Origin of the sequence: Robertmurraya korlensis, assembly GCF_023715225.1 — a bacterium.
Taxonomy (GTDB): domain Bacteria; phylum Bacillota; class Bacilli; order Bacillales; family Cytobacillaceae; genus Robertmurraya_A.
The window spans coordinates 117,413-135,417 of record NZ_JAMBNS010000001.1; the positions used below are offsets into that span (position 1 = coordinate 117,413).

The 18,005-nt window shown below is 38.5% G+C and carries 20 protein-coding genes; 16 read left to right on the forward strand and 4 right to left on the reverse strand.

The genetic code is table 11. The features are described from left to right. Positions 1 to 58: 58 nt before the first annotated feature. From M3175_RS00645 to M3175_RS00660, 4 genes are all read left to right on the forward strand, one after another. Positions 59 to 259 (forward strand): alpha/beta-type small acid-soluble spore protein, encoded by a 201-nt coding sequence (locus tag M3175_RS00645; protein WP_119709401.1) that lies wholly within the window; start codon positions 59 to 61, stop codon positions 257 to 259. Positions 260 to 418: 159 nt separating this feature from the next. Continuing rightward, positions 419 to 2,005, forward strand: coding sequence for an acyl-CoA synthetase MbcS (mbcS, locus tag M3175_RS00650; protein WP_251513533.1), 1,587 nt, complete (start codon positions 419 to 421; stop codon positions 2,003 to 2,005). Between the two features lie 125 nt (positions 2,006 to 2,130). Further along, a complete protein-coding gene (gene rarD / locus M3175_RS00655) occupies positions 2,131 to 3,057 on the forward strand; it encodes an EamA family transporter RarD (protein ID WP_251513535.1) in 927 nt (308 codons plus the stop codon). Between the two features lie 179 nt (positions 3,058 to 3,236). After that, positions 3,237 to 3,392, forward strand: a complete 156-nt coding sequence (locus tag M3175_RS00660; protein WP_251513536.1) for a hypothetical protein — start codon at positions 3,237 to 3,239, stop codon at positions 3,390 to 3,392. Positions 3,393 to 3,760: 368 nt separating this feature from the next. On the opposite strand, the gene M3175_RS00665 is transcribed toward M3175_RS00660, so the two are convergent. Then, positions 3,761 to 4,666, reverse strand: coding sequence for a nuclease-related domain-containing protein (locus M3175_RS00665; RefSeq protein WP_251513538.1), 906 nt, complete (start codon positions 4,664 to 4,666; stop codon positions 3,761 to 3,763). 55 nt (positions 4,667 to 4,721) lie between these two features. Next, entirely contained in the window at positions 4,722 to 5,522 is an 801-nt protein-coding gene (locus M3175_RS00670; protein ID WP_251513540.1) for an NAD kinase, read from the reverse strand. 145 nt (positions 5,523 to 5,667) lie between these two features. Here M3175_RS00670 and sppA point away from each other — a divergent pair, with 145 nt between their 5' ends. From sppA to M3175_RS00720, 10 genes are all read left to right on the forward strand, one after another. Next, a complete protein-coding gene (gene sppA, locus M3175_RS00675; protein ID WP_251513543.1) occupies positions 5,668 to 6,678 on the forward strand; it encodes a signal peptide peptidase SppA in 1,011 nt (336 codons plus the stop codon). A gap of 43 nt (positions 6,679 to 6,721) precedes the next feature. Continuing rightward, positions 6,722 to 7,189, forward strand: coding sequence for an RDD family protein (locus tag M3175_RS00680; RefSeq protein WP_251515198.1), 468 nt, complete (start codon positions 6,722 to 6,724; stop codon positions 7,187 to 7,189). Between the two features lie 82 nt (positions 7,190 to 7,271). Continuing rightward, complete coding sequence (locus tag M3175_RS00685) at positions 7,272 to 7,967, forward strand: DUF2953 domain-containing protein (protein WP_251513545.1); 696 nt, start codon at positions 7,272 to 7,274, stop codon at positions 7,965 to 7,967. Positions 7,968 to 7,979: 12 nt separating this feature from the next. Continuing rightward, positions 7,980 to 8,435 (forward strand): GerW family sporulation protein, encoded by a 456-nt coding sequence (gene ytfJ, locus M3175_RS00690; RefSeq protein ID WP_251513548.1) that lies wholly within the window; start codon positions 7,980 to 7,982, stop codon positions 8,433 to 8,435. A 129-nt stretch (positions 8,436 to 8,564) separates the two neighbouring features. Next, positions 8,565 to 9,065, forward strand: coding sequence for a thiol peroxidase (tpx, locus tag M3175_RS00695; protein WP_251513551.1), 501 nt, complete (start codon positions 8,565 to 8,567; stop codon positions 9,063 to 9,065). Between the two features lie 113 nt (positions 9,066 to 9,178). Next, on the forward strand, positions 9,179 to 10,162 hold the full coding sequence (locus M3175_RS00700; RefSeq protein WP_251513554.1) for a class I SAM-dependent methyltransferase: 984 nt from the start codon (positions 9,179 to 9,181) through the stop codon (positions 10,160 to 10,162). A 221-nt stretch (positions 10,163 to 10,383) separates the two neighbouring features. Beyond that, positions 10,384 to 11,568, forward strand: coding sequence for an acetate kinase (locus M3175_RS00705; protein WP_251513557.1), 1,185 nt, complete (start codon positions 10,384 to 10,386; stop codon positions 11,566 to 11,568). Positions 11,569 to 11,675: 107 nt separating this feature from the next. After that, entirely contained in the window at positions 11,676 to 12,518 is an 843-nt protein-coding gene (locus M3175_RS00710; RefSeq protein ID WP_251513560.1) for an EcsC family protein, read from the forward strand. Further along, positions 12,511 to 13,023, forward strand: coding sequence for a MogA/MoaB family molybdenum cofactor biosynthesis protein (locus M3175_RS00715; RefSeq protein WP_251513562.1), 513 nt, complete (start codon positions 12,511 to 12,513; stop codon positions 13,021 to 13,023). Before M3175_RS00710 ends, M3175_RS00715 begins: the two co-directional genes overlap by 8 nt. 98 nt (positions 13,024 to 13,121) lie before the next feature. Further along, positions 13,122 to 14,258, forward strand: coding sequence for a metallophosphoesterase (locus tag M3175_RS00720; RefSeq protein WP_251513565.1), 1,137 nt, complete (start codon positions 13,122 to 13,124; stop codon positions 14,256 to 14,258). Between the two features lie 28 nt (positions 14,259 to 14,286). On the opposite strand, the gene M3175_RS00725 is transcribed toward M3175_RS00720, so the two are convergent. Continuing rightward, positions 14,287 to 14,601 (reverse strand): hypothetical protein, encoded by a 315-nt coding sequence (locus M3175_RS00725; RefSeq protein ID WP_251513568.1) that lies wholly within the window; start codon positions 14,599 to 14,601, stop codon positions 14,287 to 14,289. 211 nt (positions 14,602 to 14,812) lie between these two features. Between M3175_RS00725 and M3175_RS00730 the strand changes: the two genes are divergently transcribed. Next, positions 14,813 to 16,018, forward strand: a complete 1,206-nt coding sequence (locus M3175_RS00730) for an argininosuccinate synthase (RefSeq protein WP_251513570.1) — start codon at positions 14,813 to 14,815, stop codon at positions 16,016 to 16,018. Beyond that, positions 16,015 to 17,388 (forward strand): argininosuccinate lyase, encoded by a 1,374-nt coding sequence (argH, locus tag M3175_RS00735; protein WP_251515201.1) that lies wholly within the window; start codon positions 16,015 to 16,017, stop codon positions 17,386 to 17,388. The genes M3175_RS00730 and argH overlap by 4 nt, the downstream gene beginning before the upstream one ends. Before the next feature lie 59 nt (positions 17,389 to 17,447). Here argH and M3175_RS00740 read toward each other — a convergent pair whose 3' ends face one another. Then, on the reverse strand, positions 17,448 to 17,894 hold the full coding sequence (locus M3175_RS00740) for a universal stress protein (protein WP_119709383.1): 447 nt from the start codon (positions 17,892 to 17,894) through the stop codon (positions 17,448 to 17,450). Positions 17,895 to 18,005 lie beyond the last annotated feature (111 nt).

An 18,005-nucleotide genomic window follows, 5' to 3' on the forward strand; every position in this document is an offset into this window, starting at 1 on the left:
TTATTTGAATGAAGGCCATGTGTTTGACACATTCTATACTCACAAGGAGGTGATTCACATGGCAAACAACAACAATTCAAATCAATTACTTGTCGCTGGTGCTCAACAAGCTATCGACCAAATGAAGTACGAAATCGCTACTGAGTTTGGTGTTAACTTAGGTGCTGAAACAACTTCTCGTGCTAACGGATCTGTTGGTGGAGAAATTACAAAACGCCTAGTTTCTTTTGCTCAACAATCTATGAGCGGAAGACAATAATCACTCCAACTAAATAGAGAAATGGCTACAGAGGCATTCCCTTAAATGGGGTGCCTCTTTTATTTGTTATAAAACAATTTTAAATTTTAAAAAAATTTTGTATAATAACATGTGTGACATCAGGGACAGTACATAGAAAATATTTTAGGGGGAGAGGCAGTGAAACGAGAAGATTTACTAGCACCTGAAAAATATAATTTGGTAAGTGAAATGGAACGATTTTCTGACGATCACAAAAAAGTTGCCCTTATTTGGGAAGATGAACAGGGACGTAAACAGCAAATTACCTATCAACATTTATTAGTGAATGCGAACAAAATTGGAAACGTTTTCTTAAATGAGGGTTTAAAACAAGGCGATGTTGTTCTCATTGTCGTGCCTCGATTAATTGAAGCCTATGAGGTTTATATTGCGGCACTTAAAGCTGGACTGGTCGTTATTCCAAGCTCTGAAATGTTACGTACAAAGGACCTTCAATACCGGATTCAACATGGAGACGTAAAGGCAATTGTAAGCTATTATCCTTATATTGAACAATTTAGTGAGATAGATGAGTGTAGCGGTATTCCTCGGTTTGTCATTGGTGGAAATGCAGATGGATGGAAGACGTTAGAAGAAGAAATGAAGACGGCTTCTACAGAGCTCGAATTAGCATCAACAAGTAGTAATGATATGGCTTTCTTATCTTATACTTCTGGAACGACGGGAAATCCAAAAGGGGTTGTTCATACTCATGGGTGGGCATACGCTCATCTGAGAACAGCAGCTCCTAACTGGTTATGTATTGAGGAAGGAGATCGTGTATGGGCAACGGCAGGACCTGGTTGGCAAAAGTGGATTTGGAGTCCATTTTTATCAGTGTTAGGCTCAGGAGCAACTGGCTTTGTTTACAATGGAAAGTTTGATCCAAGCAAATACTTGACCTTATTGCAAGATTACAAAATAAACGTACTCTGCTGCACTCCGACTGAGTATCGATTGATGGCAAAGGTAGAGAATATTGATGAATATCAGCTTCAAAGCCTTCACAGTGCTGTATCAGCTGGGGAGCCACTAAATAGAAATGTCATTGATACATTCAAAAAGTACTTCCAGGTCGATGTTCGTGATGGTTATGGTCAAACGGAGAACACATTACTTGTAGGTATTACAAAGGGAATGGAACTAAAAGCAGGCTCAATGGGAAAACCGACTCCAGGTAACCATGTAGAAATTATAAACGAGTACGGAGAAGTGTGTGAAGTTGGAGAGGTAGGAGATATTGCAGTTCACGTCGACACTCCAGCACTATTTAAAAATTACTACAAGGACCCGGAAAGAACCGCCATGCAGTTCCGCGGTGATTACTATGTGACTGGTGATAAAGCCAAAAAAGATAAGGACGGCTACTTCTGGTTTGAAGGCCGTGGTGATGACATTATTATTAGCTCCGGTTATACCATTGGACCTTTTGAAGTAGAGGACGCATTGGTTAAGCATCCTATCGTTAAAGAGTGCGCAGTGGTTGCAAGCCCTGATGAAGTGCGTGGAAATGTGGTGAAAGCATTTATAGTCTTAAAAGAGGGCATCGATGAAAATGATCCACAATTAATCAGCATCCTTCAAAATCACGTTAAGGAGTTAACAGCCCCATATAAATATCCAAGAAAAATTGATTTTATCAATGAACTACCAAAAACTACCTCTGGAAAAATTCGCCGTGTCGAGTTGAGGAAAAGAGAGCAAGAGCTTGCTGGCCAAAATTAATGAGTTGTACTTGGGAGAAGAATACCATTCTTCTCTCTTTATTTTTGAAAAAATGTATAGCGTGAAAGGAAATTTCCCCTTATAATAAATTATTGTTTCGAGTCTAGTAAGAATAGAGGGTATACATGGAGAAAAAAGAGATAAAACAAGGTGTGTTATATGCTGGCCTTTCGTATTTAATTTGGGGAATATTACCGATTTATTGGAAACTGCTCGAACATGTGAATGCTGAAGATATCCTAGCCAACCGAATCTTCTGGTCATTTGTGTTTATGATGGTAGTTTTATTTTTTTCACAAAAGTTAGGGGATTTGCTTACGGTCTTAAAAGGGTTCAGGCAAAACCGTAAAGAAATGTACGCACTAATTATCGCTTCTTTATTAATTAGTACCAACTGGTTTATTTATATATGGGCCGTCAATCATCATCATATGATTGAAGCAAGCCTCGGGTATTATATTAATCCGTTAGTCAGTGTTCTTTTAGGTGTCATTTTCTTAAAAGAGAAGCTTTCTCCGGCCCAGTATGTATCCTTTATCATCGCAGGAATTGGGGTACTTATTTTAGGAATTTCATACGGAAAGTTTCCGTGGATTTCAATTGTATTAGCGTTATCCTTCGGGGTATATGGATTGGCAAAGAAAATGATTAAAGTTGATTCTGCTGTGGGATTAACATTAGAAACGATGGTTGTTACCCCGTTTGCGTTAGCATATATGGTTTTCTTATTTTTTAATGGGGAGCATGCAATATTTGCAGGTTCTGTAACAACTGATCTTTTATTGGTCGGAGCTGGGGCAGCGACTGCCTTGCCGCTTCTATATTTTGCAAAAGGAGCCCAAAAGATTCCGTTATCCATGCTAGGGTTGCTGCAATATATCGCGCCAACGATTACGCTTATATTAGGTGTACTTGTATATGGAGAGCAGTTTACAAAACACCACTTACAAGCATTTATCTTTATCTGGTCCGCACTAACTATTTACTCACTATCAAAAACGAAATTATTTGCAACCACACAGCGACCTGTCCGAAAAAGATTTGGGGCATGATGGGAAAAGGAGAAGCTGACTGCATGGCAGTCAGCTTTTTTGTATGAGAAAGTGGCGACTCAGTGCCCATACGTGAAGAAAGAGAGGCCAGATGGTAAGAGAGAAGCGTTCACAGTGCACATCCGTGGAGGAACACAAGTCGAATGGGAAGAGAGAAGAGGTCTCAGTGCCCATGCGTGATGGAACACAAGCCGGATGGTAAGAGAGAAGCGATCTCAGTGCCCATGCGTGAAGGAACACAGTCGGATGGGAAGAGAGAAGAGGTCTCAGTGCCCATCCGTGATGGAACACAAGTCAAATGGGAAGAGAGAAGAGGTCTCAGTGCCCATCCGTGATGGAACACAAGTCGAATGGGAAGAGAGAAGAGGTCTCAGTGCCCATCCGTGAAGGAACACAATTCGGATGGGAATAGAGAAGAGGTCTCAGTGCCCATCCGTGAAGGAACACAATTCGGATGGGAAGAGAGAAGAGGTCTCAGTGCCCATCCGTGAAGGAACACAATTCGGATGGGAATAGAGAAGCGTTCACAGTGTCCATCCGTAATGGAACACAAGCCGGATGGGAAGAGAGAAGCGATCTCAGTGCCCATTCGTGAAGGAACACAAGTCGGATGGTAAGAGAGGTGCGTCCACGGCACCCATTCATATACAAAAAGGAGCTGAACAATAAGAGAATCCTACGTAGTATCACAAATAACATCAGTTTATATAAAATGAGTATGCCTATTTGCTCCTTGTGTTTTAAAGTTTTTCTTTAATATCCGTCTAATGGTCTTCTCTGAAACAATTCCTCCACACCATTCAAGGATACCGATGGTTGTAACCAGTTTTTGTGGAAAAAGTGTTTGATATTCGGTTACATTCCTTAAAACAGCAGTTTCGACTGCTTCCTTATTTCGACACATTTCACAGTAAACATAAGATTGACTTAATGGAAATAAAAACCTACCACAACAACCACATCGTATCCCCTTTTCTAGGTCCTCATAGCTATAGGAAGGCAGTCTAACGTATGGTGATTTCTCGATGTGGCATGCTGAAATTTTATTGGAAATAATTTGGTCTTTCTTCGTCATTTCGTAGGTTTCCTGCTTCATTTTTAGTATAAATCGCTTAAGCTGACTTGGGAGCAAGAGAGAAGGATGATGGGGTGCGTTAAAAAGGGTGAACTCGGGGTTTACAAATACGACATAAGCTTCCACAGGGAGATGAATGCCGAGATCTTTTAATAGGCGGCGGAAGCCGGTCTCTGTTCGTTGGAGTTGGATGAGGGGATTTTGGATTTCAGTTTTGCCTATACTATACCATCTATCGTTTTCCACAAAGTATTCACCGTCGTAATTTTTTACTTCAAAAATGAAAAATTTCTTTCGCAAAAGCAAAGAATCAATCTGAAACATTTGTCCACCGCTACTTGTTAGTAATAAATCATTCAATAATAGGTAACTAGAAGAGGTAAGTGTATCTATAACAAAGGAGTCCCACTGTAACTCACCAGAGAACCCTTTCTCTAATATCTTTAAGTGTTCTACATCTAATTCCTTCTGCCGCCCCCGCAAGTATCTTAGTACCAAAAGCTCTTCCGGAATGTGGCGTTGCTTTGAGATCATTCTTTTTTTCCTCCTTTTAAAAGTAGGGGGCTTGTCCAAAGCCCCCAAAATCCAATTATAAGAATGTTCTTTTCACTTTTTCCCAGAACGAATTGTCCTTCAGTTTCACCGTTTTAATTTTTTTCTCACTAAGTTGGATATCGACTCTCTCAACATGTTGTAGGCTGAGTGCTTCATTGTCCATGCCCATTGTTGGGTGGTCGTTACCATCTTGTACGACTCTTAAGGAAAGTTTTCTTTCGCCGCTTAAGATAAAGGGAGATCCTAGCGTACGGTAATAATTTGTATTTAAGGACGCAAGCTCACTTACTTGGATCGACGGCAGGAATGGGTCTACAACTGCTCCATTAACTGATTTGCTGTATGCTGTACTGCCTGTCGGTGTGGAAACGATCATCCCGTCTCCGCGGAAGGTTTCGAAATGAAGATCATCAATAAATACTTCTAGAACGAATGTCTTAATAATAGATGAGCGAATACTAAACTCATTCAAACATTGGAACGACATTTGTCCATCTACCAAGACATCAATGGTTGGATAGCGTCTCACTTCAATTTGTTCATTTGTCATAGCCTCAATCATCTTATCTGTTTCATTGATATGGAAGTCACAATAGACTTTTAAACTTTCACTTGTTGAAATACCTGCATATAGGCAGTCCTCACGAAAGCCAGTCTTTCTAACAGCTTGTAGGAACGTTCCGTCTCCACCGACACTAACGATAATATTTGCGTCTTTGTGGTCTTTGACTACCGTAAACCCTTGTTTGGCTGCAAGCTCATAAAGTGGGGAAACCGTTTCCAACATATCCGAATCTTTTTTGTGATATAAAAAAATATTTCGACGGTTAGGCATTGAAAATTCCTCCAGACAATTTTTAAATTTACCATTATATTATTATTTTGTTAAAATGTAGGCTGTGTAATTAGTTTACCTGTTTTTGAAACATTTTAAAAGGAGAACCGTAATAGTAGAGGAAGTGGAAAAAGGAGGATTATAGATGAATGGAAAGCGTTGGGCAGCACTCGGTATTGCTGCAGTTTTATTAGTTTTTTCTTGGGTGACAAATGCACTCTCCTCGGTTGCTTTTAGCAATATTGAGAGCTCATGGACAGAGGTGTTTTCGGCCACAGAGGAACCTTTTATCGAGGAAGTAATTGAGGAAGGAAATGCATCTAAGAAAATTGCCGTACTAGAAGTAAATGGAGCGATCCAAGATACAGGGGATGTAACCTCATTTTTTCAATCACCTGGATATAATCATTCAGCTTTTATGGAGAACTTGGAACATGTGAAAGAAGATAAAGATGTGAAAGGTATTATATTAAAGGTCAATTCACCTGGTGGTGGAGTGGTTGAAAGTGCGGAGATTCACGACAAACTCGTAGAAATCTCTGAAGAGACAAAGAAACCAATCTACGTATCAATGGGTTCAATGGCCGCTTCAGGTGGCTATTATATTTCTGCTCCTGCCGATAAAATTTACGCAAGTCCAGAAACACTAACGGGCTCTTTAGGAGTAATCATGCAAGGAGTCAACTATGCAGGATTAGCAGAAAAATACGGTGTAGAATTTGTAACAATCAAAAGTGGAGAATTTAAGGACATTATGAGTCCCTCGAGAGAGATGACGGAAGAGGAAAAAAATATCCTCCAAACGATGATTAACAACTCATACGAAGGGTTCGTGGATGTGATTGCAACTGGCAGAGGATTGTCTGAAGAAGAAGTAAGAACGATTGCAGATGGTCGAATTTATGATGGAAGGCAAGCGAAAGAAATTGGTTTAATTGATGACTTTGGCTATTTTGAAGATGTGACAGAAGCCATGAAGAAAAATGAAAAATTAGCTGGTGCACAAGTAGTTAGCTATAGTGAAAACTTTGGTTTTGGTTCATTTTTTAGTATGGCAGCAAGTAAAATGGTTGGAAAAGATTTAGAGATGACTGGTCTTATGAAGCTATTGTCACAGCCTAATTCTCCAAGACTGATGTATATGTATGCAGAATAAGGAGGGTGACAATATGGATACCAATCAAATTGATAATCAACAAATGGAATGGGAGGAACAACCAACTCCCTCTCAAGCAGGGTATACCCTATTCTCGAATGCACGATTTGCAGGCTTTTGGATGAGATTTTGGGCATATTTAATAGATCTGATTGTAATTGGAAGCATCGATCGAATCCTCATCAATCCGATCTTTCGTGCCATAGGGTTAGACTTGCATAGTGGTGACTTTTTTGCTCCTATTACGATTGTCACGGCTATTACTTTTTATGGATATTTTGTATTAATGACAAAATTCTTTGGTCAAACATTAGGAAAAATGGTTTTTGGGTTACGCGTGGTTCCTTTACGCGATGAAAAGTTAACGTGGAGTACGGTGCTATTTCGGGAGTGGATTGGTAGATTTATTTCCACGTTTATCGTTATTTTATATGTGATAGTAGCGTTTCTTCCTAAAAAGCAAGGAATACATGATTTATTTGCAGATACCACCGTTGTTCACGAACAATAATTAATAAACCTGTCAACAAATCCGTTGACAGGTTTATTTTTTTGTATATTGTCGATAATGATTGCGGAAGGGTGTGAGAGTAATGAAGTGGCTACTTTTAATCCTAATCATACTAGTGCTTTTATTTTTGCTTATCATTTTTTTAAAACTAAAGGTGTTTATCCACTTCTATCATGGACAAGACGATGACCATTTAAGAATTAAATTCAAAGCCTTATTTGGTCTTATTCAATATAAACTTGAAATTCCAGTCATTCAAATAGATGATGATTCACCAACTGTTGTTGTAAAAACAAAAAAAGAGCCTGGTGCAAAAGAACAAGTGAAGGATGAACAAACAAGTAAGTTTTCACCAAGAGAGATTCTGAATAGCTTTAAAGATTTCGAAACGTTAATACAGCATGTTGTAGGATTACATACAATCATCCGCAAGTTTCTAAAAAAAGTAACGATTACAGATATAAAATGGGACTCTGTCATTGGTGTTGGTAATGCTGCATATACGGGGATGATTACTGGGGCATGTTGGGCGGCCAAAGGAAGTCTTATTGGCGTTCTAAGTACATATATGCGAATGAGGAATCTTCCGCAAATCACCGTTACCCCTCATTTCCAAATGGCGATATCTCAAACCTCCTTTACATGTATGATTCAATTTCGAGTCGGGCATGCTATGTTAGCAGGAATTAAACTGATTAAATTTTGGAAGGGTGGACGGCCTAATTTTAAAACAAAGCCGTTATCTACTTTATCTAATGAAAAATCTAAACCCATATAAGGAGGAGTTTAAATGTCTGAGCATCCAATACAAGGGTTAATGACAACAGCAATGGAAAATCTAAAGGAAATGATTGATGTAAATACAATCATTGGTGATCCAGTTGAAACCCCTGATGGTAGTGTAATCTTAACTGTTTCAAAGGTTGGCTTTGGGTTTGCAGCAGGTGGTAGTGAGTTTACTCTTGATAATGGCAAGGAAGAAGCTTCAAAGCACCCATTTGGTGGAGGTAGCGGTGGAGGAGTTTCTATTACTCCTATTGCTTTCTTAATTGTAAATTCCAAAGAGGTAAAAATGGTTCACCTTGATGAGAGTACACATTTGTATGAAAAGATTTTAGATCTTGCTCCTCAAGCGGTGGATAAAATTCAACAAATGATGTCTAAAAATAAGGACCAGGGTAACGAAGATAGCCAACAGCCAAATCCAAGTGATTACAACGGTCCTAAGCATGATTTACAAATATAAGAGTAACGGGTTAACTTCCTGTTAGGGAGTTAACCTTTTTCTTTGAAAAACGAGCGTAAATATTTGCAAAATTAAGTTGAACGGGCTATGATTTTTGTGTACATATACTGGAAAGGGAGGAATTTTTTTATGGCATCAATTACATTTAAGGGGAATCCTGTTACACTATTAGGTCAAGAAGTGAAAGTGGGCGACACAGCACCAGATTTCACAGTTTTAGCTAATGATTTATCACCAGTTACATTAGCAGATAGCAAAGGGAAAGTTCGTCTAATCAGTGTCGTACCATCCATTGATACAGGAGTATGTGATGCTCAAACTCGTCGTTTTAACGAAGAAGCTGCGAAGTTAGATAATGTACAAATTCTAACGGTTAGCGTTGACTTACCATTCGCACAGAAGCGTTGGTGTGCATCAGCTGGTATTGATAAGGTACAAACGGTTTCTGACCATAGAGATCTATCTTTTGGAGAAGCATTTGGCGTGGCAATCCAAGAATTACGCCTTCTTGCTCGTGCTGTTTTTGTTATTGACTCTAATGACAAAGTAACTTACGTGGAGTACGTAAGTGAGGCAACGGATCATCCAAACTATGAAGCAGCAGTAGAAGCAGCGAAAGCGGCACAATAATAATATTGAGAAAGCCTCGATCACCTTCGAGGCTTTTTTACATCTCTTTAAAATTGCCTTCTTTCCCTATGCTAGATACAATAGAAGATATGAATTTTTCAGGAGGAAGAAATATGACACCTTCTACTTTAGAAGATTTATTTACATTATTTAATGAGACGGCTTCTATCTTACAGGAGGAGCTAAATTGTACATACCTAGAGGCATTAGCTGAAACGGGTGAAAACCTCTTCCAACAATCAGTATTACAAGAGGAGTTAAGTGAATTAACACTTAAGAGATTAAAGAAAAGCTACGAAGCGTTTCGTCTCGATAAATATTCAGCTGAGGAATTACGTAAAGCGTATCAATTAGCTATTTTAAAAGGGATGAAGGAAAGTGTACAACCAAACCATCAGATGACACCAGATGCCGTTGGAATGTTAGTAGGTTATTTAGTGGATAAGTTTGTCGAGTCAACAAACATCCGATTACTTGACCCAGCGGTTGGTACTGGAAACTTACTAACGACGGTAATGAATCTCCAAGTGAATAAAAAGGTGACTGCGATTGGAGTAGACATAGACGATCTATTAATCCATCTTTCATTCGTGAATGCAAACCTTCAAGAACATCAGATTGAATTGTTCAATCAGGATAGTTTAGAACCCCTTTTTATTGATCCTGTTGATGCAGTCGTGGCTGATTTACCAGTTGGCTATTACCCTAATGATGTTCGAGCACAAGATTATCAGTTAAAGTCATCGGAAGGCCATTCATACGCTCATCATCTGTTTATTGAGCAAAGCGTGAAACATACGAAGGATGGGGGATATTTATTTTTTATTATTCCCAATGGTTTATTTGAAAGTGAAGAGGCGCCAAAACTTCATGCTTTTTTAAAGGAACAGGCTCATATCCAAGGAATCTTGCAATTACCAATGACCATGTTTAAAAATAAACAAGCAGCAAAAAGCATTTTAATCCTGCAAAAATTAGGGGGAGACATTAAGCCACCTAAGCAGGTACTTCTTGTTAACATTCCGACACTTTCTAAAGGACATGAAGTGGAGCGAATGCTTAAAAACATTGATTTATGGAAAAAAGAGAACAAATAATAAGGAACCGATAGCTAATAAAAAGGCTGTCGGTTTTTTGCCTTATTTTCAGAATATAATTACTTTATTCTGTAACCGATACCAAAATTAGCTTGTTCTTGAAATGTATGTGAGGCAGTGATTAAATGGGGAATGGAGAGATAGAAACGAGCGTCTTAGTGCAAAATATATTTGTATTAGCGTATTGAGAGTTTCTTTAAAAAAGGAGCGGTACTTATAATATGTCAAAGGTAATTGCGATTAACGCAGGAAGTTCATCACTGAAATTTCAATTATTCGAAATGCCGAATGAAGATGTTATTACAAAAGGACTAATTGAGCGTATTGGTCTTAAGGATTCTATTTTCACGATTTCTGTAAACGGTGAAAAGGTGGAAGAAGTTACAGATATTCCTGATCATGCGGTAGCAGTTAAAATGCTTTTAAATAAGCTAACTGAATCTGGAATTATTAAGTCACTTGAAGAAATTAATGGTATTGGTCACCGTGTTGTTCATGGTGGCGAAGAATTCAATGACTCTGTTTTAATTACTGATGAAGTGTTAAGTAAGATTGAAGAGTTATCCGAGCTAGCACCTCTTCATAATCCTGCTAATATAACTGGAATTCGTGCTTTCCAACAAGTACTTCCAAATGTGCCTGCGGTCGCTGTATTTGATACAGCTTTCCATCAAACAATGCCAGAAAGCTCTTTCTTATATAGCTTGCCTTACGAGTATTATAAAGAATATGGCATTCGTAAATATGGTTTCCACGGTACATCACACAAGTACGTGTCAGAGCGTGCAGCAGAACTATTAGGTCGTCCACTTGAACAGCTTCGTTTGATTTCTTGTCACTTAGGTAACGGTGCGAGTATTGCTGCGATTGAAGGCGGTAAGTCTATCGATACATCAATGGGCTTCACTCCGCTTGCTGGTGTAACAATGGGAACTCGTTCAGGAAATATTGATCCAGCGTTAATTCCTTTCATTATGGAGAAAACAGGAAACAGTGCTGATGAAGTATTGGATATCCTTAATAAAAAGAGTGGAATGTTAGGAGTATCCGGATTCTCAAGTGACCTTCGCGATATCGAGTTGGAAGCTGAGAAAGGAAATGAACGTGCGGAATTAGCGTTAGAAGTATTCGGTAACAGAATCCATAAGTATATTGGTTCTTATGCATCTCGCATGTATGGTGTTGATGCAATCATCTTTACAGCAGGTATTGGTGAGAACAGCCAAGCAATTCGTGCGCGTGTACTTCAGGGCTTAGAGTTTATGGGTGTATATTGGGATCCGGCTCTAAACAAAACACGTGGAGAAGAAGCATTTATTAACTATCCTCATTCTCCAGTAAAAGTCATCGTTATTCCAACGAATGAAGAAGTTATGATTGCACGTGATGTTGTAAAATTAGCTTAATAATATTCTTATACACAGGCAAATGCTGATTAGGCATTTGCCTGTTGCTTTTTCTCCAAAAACAATGTGTATGCTATACTTAAGCTAGTTAAGAAGGAGGGAAGGCAATGGCTTTAACAAGTCGTGAAAAACAAGTGATGGCCAGGATTAAAGAATGGGAAGAGAGTCTTTACAGCTATTCTCCTAATGATCTTGAAGTAACGTATGATAAGTACGTAGAGCGAGTTTTTTCCCTATTACCACAAGAAACACAGAAGCAGTTTTACATAGCCTTAGATAGTTGGTTATTCCATTTACATGCATTAATACAAGGAAGTCAACTTCAGTATGATGCAAAAGAGCGAATCCTTTCAGCTGGAAGAGTATTCGACCAAAATATTATGCAAATTGAGGATTTAAAACAATTAAGCATTGATCAGCTTCAGTACATTGCTGAACAACAAATCTCAAGACATAGGCTTTATTCCTTTGCTCAAGGAGGAATGTCTGGAACTGGTGGGGCTCTATTATTGGGGGTAGATCTTCCTGCAGTTACCGTGATAAACCTTAGAGTGATTCAACTCATTGCTATGACCTATGGATACGAAGTTAATACTCCATTTGAAATGATGAATTCATTGAAAGTATTTCATTCGGCAACTCTTCCCGTCCGAATGCAGGTGTATAGTTGGGAGGAATTAAAGCAGGATATCGGGAAACATAGAGAATACTTTTATGAAGGAAAAGAAGAACTTACAGATATCACTTGGATGGAACAACCATTGAAGCAGATCTTTAAATCGATTGCGATCCTTTTCTTTAAAAATAAGACCCTTCAAGGAATACCTCTTATATCCATGGCCATTGGGGCAGGGACCAATTATCAACTAACTAGGAAAGTTACGGATTTTGCTCACTCTTATTACCAATTGCGTTATCTAGCAGAAAAGGAGAATAAACAAGATGAGTAAGGATGAACACAAGCAAACTGCCCCACGCTCTGTGACATGTAAAGTAATTACCGTGAGTGATACAAGAACAGAGGAAACCGATAAAAGTGGTCAGCTCATGATATCCTTATTGAAGGAACATGATCATGTGATTGGAGATTATGTGATTGTTAAAGATTCAAAAGAGGAAATTACAAGGGAAGTTCTTCGGGGCTGTATTGATGACAGGATTGATATTATATTAACAAATGGTGGTACAGGTATTGCGAAACGTGATGTAACGATTGAAACGGTTCAAGCACTTTTTGAGAAAGAAATAAGTGGGTTTGGGGAATTGTTTCGAATGCTTAGCTATACAGAGGACATCGGTTCCGCTGCAATTTTATCTCGAGCGATTGCTGGTGTTATTCAAAATAAAGCCATCTTTTCTACTCCAGGTTCAACAGGGGCAGTGAAGCTAGCAATGAATAAATTAATTCTGCCTGAGCTCGGCCATATAGTGAGAGAGTTGAAAAAAGATTTGTGAAAAAGTGAGACACTAGTTCTCGCTTTTTTTTTGGTTAATTAAAGGGCTGTTTGGGAAGAGTAATAAATCAATCACTTCTTACATTAGAAGGTGGGTAGATGAGAAATTTATTCTTTTTCGTTATTTTTGCCTTACTTATTGCATCACCTGCTGAGCAAATGATGGCAATAGAAGAGCCCGTTCCTCCATCAATCGAGCTGCGTATTCTCGAGACGACAGATCTACATAGTTATATGATGGATTATGATTATCGGAACAATCAAGAAACAGTGGAATTCGGATTTGCAAGGACGGCAAGTTTAATTAAAGATGCAAGAAAGGAAGCGAAAAATGTTCTTCTATTTGATAATGGTGATTTAATTCAAGGAAGTGCATTAGCTGAACTTGCCTCTAAAACGTATCAGTTTGACCAGAGCTTTATCCATCCAGCATTTAAAGCGTTAAATCGTCTCCGATATGACGGGGCAACACTTGGAAATCATGAGTTTAATTTCGGATTAAACTTCTTGCAAACGAGCTTACGGGGAGCTGATTTTCCATATGTGAATGCTAATATTTATGTGGAAGACCATAATTTACACTCATTTGATGATATCAACTATTTTAATCCGTACCTCATATTAGATAAAAGATTTACAGATACAATGGGATTGGAGCAAAATATCAAGGTCGGTGTACTTGGGCTAATTACTCCTATTGCAGCCAAATGGGATGAGGAGCATTTTAAAGGAAAAATTAAAATAAAAAGCATGGTGTCTACTGCAAAACATTTCATACCGATTATGAAGGGGAAAGGTGCTGATATCATTATTGTCCTAGCTCATGCTGGCCTGGCTGCCGATGAGGGTGTAGTAAACAAAAGTGAAAATAGTGTAATGGCGTTAACAGAAGTAGAAGGAATTGATGCGATTCTGTACGGTCACAGCCACTCTCTATTTCCTAACGATGATTATTTTTTACAGCAACAATTTATTAATATTGAAAAAGGTACCATCCATAATACTCCATTAGTTCAAGCCGGATATTGGGGGAATCATTTAGGGGTTATTGATTTGTCAATCAGAAAGGTAAATGATGTGTGGAAGGTAGTAGACTCTCGATCGGAAGTGAGATCGATTTATAAAAAGTTAGGAAAAGAAAAGGTGCCTCTTGTCCAGCCGGATGAGGAAATTATTGATGCATTGAGAAACGATCATTCAAACACGCTAGAGTATATAAAAAATAATAAAGAATAAAAGAGCCTTCAGGCGTCTGAAGGTTCTTTTAATGATGAGCTTTCCCACCGATATCCTGATTTGTTCGATACCATAGCCATAAATCATTTATTATGGAAGCGAGTTCAGCGATTTCGGTATTTAATTGGCATGATTTCTGAAAATCACTTTCATCTGATAAAGAGGCCTGCTTCCTATTAATATGTTCTTCTAGTTCTGCAATTCGATCAGGAATATGTCCCCGTATTTTCTCCCATTCCAACAGAATGCTTTGCTGTGTATGAAAGGTATAATCCTCCCAGTTTTTATGCAAAGTAGGGAGCTTGATTCCTAATCTTTCATTTAATTCAAAGTGTTTTTCCATTGAAAGCCCCTCCCGATCATCATATATCCATTCTACTACAGTCTTTTCATGCCTTCCAGAAGGAAGATGTATAAATATTTTTATAAATTTTTATACATTTTTAAGAATAAGTATTGAAAATAGGGAGAAAACTTGTTACATTTGTATACATATTATTAAAGTATAAAAATATAAATCATTTGAATATTTATTCGATATTAGGAGGATTACCATGTCAGTTCAAAAAGTTGTTCTTGCTTATTCAGGAGGTTTAGATACATCAGTAGCAGTAAAGTGGCTTCAAGATCAAGGGTATGCAGTAGTTGCATGTTGTTTAGATGTAGGAGAAGGTAAAGATCTAGACTTTATTAAAGAGAAAGCATTGCAGGTGGGTGCGGTATCATCTTACGTAATTGATGCAAAGGAAGAATTCGCGCATGAATATGCATTAGTTGCCCTGCAAGCACAAGCGATGTACGAAGATAAGTACCCTCTTGTATCAGCACTATCTCGTCCTCTAATTGCGAAAAAATTAGTAGAAGTTGCTGAGCAAGAAGGAGCAGTTGCGGTAGCGCATGGTTGTACAGGAAAAGGAAACGACCAAGTTCGTTTTGAAGTATCCATTTCTGCGTTAAACCCTGATTTAAAGGTTCTTGCTCCAGTACGTGAGTGGAGCTGGTCTCGTGAAGAAGAAATTGAGTATGCAAAGAATAACGGAATTCCGATTCCGATCAACTTAGATAGCCCATATTCTATTGACCAAAATCTTTGGGGTAGAGCAGCGGAATGTGGAGTATTAGAAGATCCTTGGGCAGCACCACCAGAAGGTGCATACGATATTACATTGCCACTTGAGCAAACACCTGATCAAGCGGATGTCGTTGAAATTGAGTTTGTTAGTGGAGTTCCTGTTAGCTTGAACGGAAAAAGCTACACACTTTCAGAACTAATTTTAGAATTAAATGGATTGGCTGGTAAGCATGGTGTTGGACGTATCGACCATGTGGAAAACAGACTTGTGGGTATTAAATCACGTGAAGTGTATGAGTGCCCAGGAGCAATGACCTTATTAAAAGCACATAAAGAGCTTGAAGACTTAACTCTTGTGAAGGAAGTAGCTCATTTTAAACCTATTATTAGTAAAAAGATTGCTGAAGTCATTTATGATGGACTTTGGTTCTCTCCACTAACTATTGCTTTAAAAGCATTCCTTAAGGAAACGCAAAAGCATGTAACAGGTACCGTTCGTGTCAAGCTATTTAAAGGTCATGCAATTGTTGAAGGAAGAAAGTCAGAGTACTCCTTGTATGATGAAAAATTAGCAACGTATACAGCAGAAGATCAGTTTGATCATAAATCTGCAGTTGGTTTTATTCAGCTATGGGGTCTGCCAACCAAGGTGCAATCTCAAGTGCAACAAAAGAAGGTGACTGTGTGAAAAAGCTTTGGGGAGGACGCTTTACCAAAACAGCAGAGGAATGGGTAGATGAATTTGGAGCCTCTATTTCCTTTGATAAAGAGCTAGTCCTAGAAGATATTCAAGGTAGTTTAGCACATGTAAGTATGCTCTCTTCATGCGGTATTATATCGCATGAGGAAGCTGCTCAAATTACAGATGGGCTAAAGGTTTTACAAGAAAAGGCAATCAATGATGAACTTGAATTCTCCGTAGAATTAGAGGATATTCATTTGAATCTTGAGAGTCAGCTTATCGAGTTAATAGGTCCTGTTGGTGGAAAGCTCCACACAGGCAGAAGCAGAAATGACCAAGTGGCAACAGATATGCATTTGTATTTACGAAAGGAAACTGGGCATGTTGTTGAACTGATTGAAGGACTGCAGAAAAGTCTATTGGTACAGGCTGAAAAGCATGTAGAAACGGTTATGCCAGGTTATACACACTTACAAAGAGCGCAGCCTATCTCATTTGCACACCATTTGCTTGCTTATTTTTGGATGCTTGAGCGTGACAAAGAGAGATTCCAAGAAAGTCTTAAGAGAATTAATAAATCTCCACTAGGTGCAGGTGCTTTAGCCGGAACTACATTTCCTATTGACCGTGAACTTACAGCTAGCCTCTTAGAGTTTTCTAGTATTTATGAGAATAGTTTAGATGCTGTTAGTGACCGAGATTTTATATTGGAATTTATGTCTGGAAGCTCAATCCTGATGATGCATTTATCAAGACTTGCTGAGGAGTTTATTTTATGGTCAAGTCAAGAGTTTCGCTTTATTGAGCTTGATGATAGCTTTACGACTGGTTCAAGCATTATGCCGCAAAAGAAAAACCCTGATATGGCTGAGTTAATCCGTGGGAAGACAGGAAGAGTGTATGGCAATCTCTTTGGTTTGCTAACGGTTTTAAAAGGTCTGCCGCTTGCTTATAACAAGGATATGCAGGAAGATAAAGAAGGCATGTTCGATACGGTAAAGACCATTACGGGCTCGTTGAAGATTTTTGCTGGTATGGTTGAAACGATGAAAGTTAATGCAAATGAAATGGAAGTTGCTACAAAACAGGATTTCTCTAATGCGACAGAGCTTGCTGATTATTTATCAGGAAAAGGAATTCCGTTCCGTGAAGCTCATGAAATCGTAGGAAAGCTTGTGCTTACATGCGTTCAAAGTCAATGCTATTTGGCTGACTTACCACTTGAACAATATAAGGAAGCAAATCCATTATTCGAAAATGATATATATGAAGTGTTAAACCCAGTCACTGCCGTGAAACGTAGAAACTCAGCAGGAGGAACAGGGTTTGCTCAGGTCGAAGAGGCCATACTTAAAGCAAAATCAAAGATAAAGTAATATCAAAGATAAAGCAAGAAAAGCACGCTAATGACTAATAGCGTGCTTTTCTGCGTTATTTATTCTTTTTCTGTACGTACCACCAAAACATCACAGCGTGCATAACGGGTAATATGTTCGGAAACGCTACCGATTAAAAATCGTTCTACCGCATTCAATCCTGTTGCTCCACAAATAATTAAATCCACTTCATGTTTTTTCGCTAAATCTTTAGGAATTTTTACCTTTGGAGAACCATAATCGATCTCATAGGTTACGTGTTGAACGCCTGCATTCAATGCCTGCTCTTTGTAGCTTTCCATTAGCTCTGTAGCAAACTTGTCTGCTCTTTCCGCAATCGTACGGTCATAGGCTTCAACGGTTGCAAACGTTCGAGTGTCGATGATGTGAGCTAATAAAATAGTTGCATTGTTCCGTTTGGCCACTTCAATTGATTTCTTAAAAGCCCATTCTGCTTCTTTAGAACCGTCCACAGCAACTAATATCTTCTTATACGTAAGACTCATTTTCATCTCCTCCTTTACTTTTATTATACAATACCCAATTGATGTATATCTGTAGCAATTTTTCGAAAAATAATATAGGCGGGAAAATACACTTTAAAGGAGTTTTGTAAT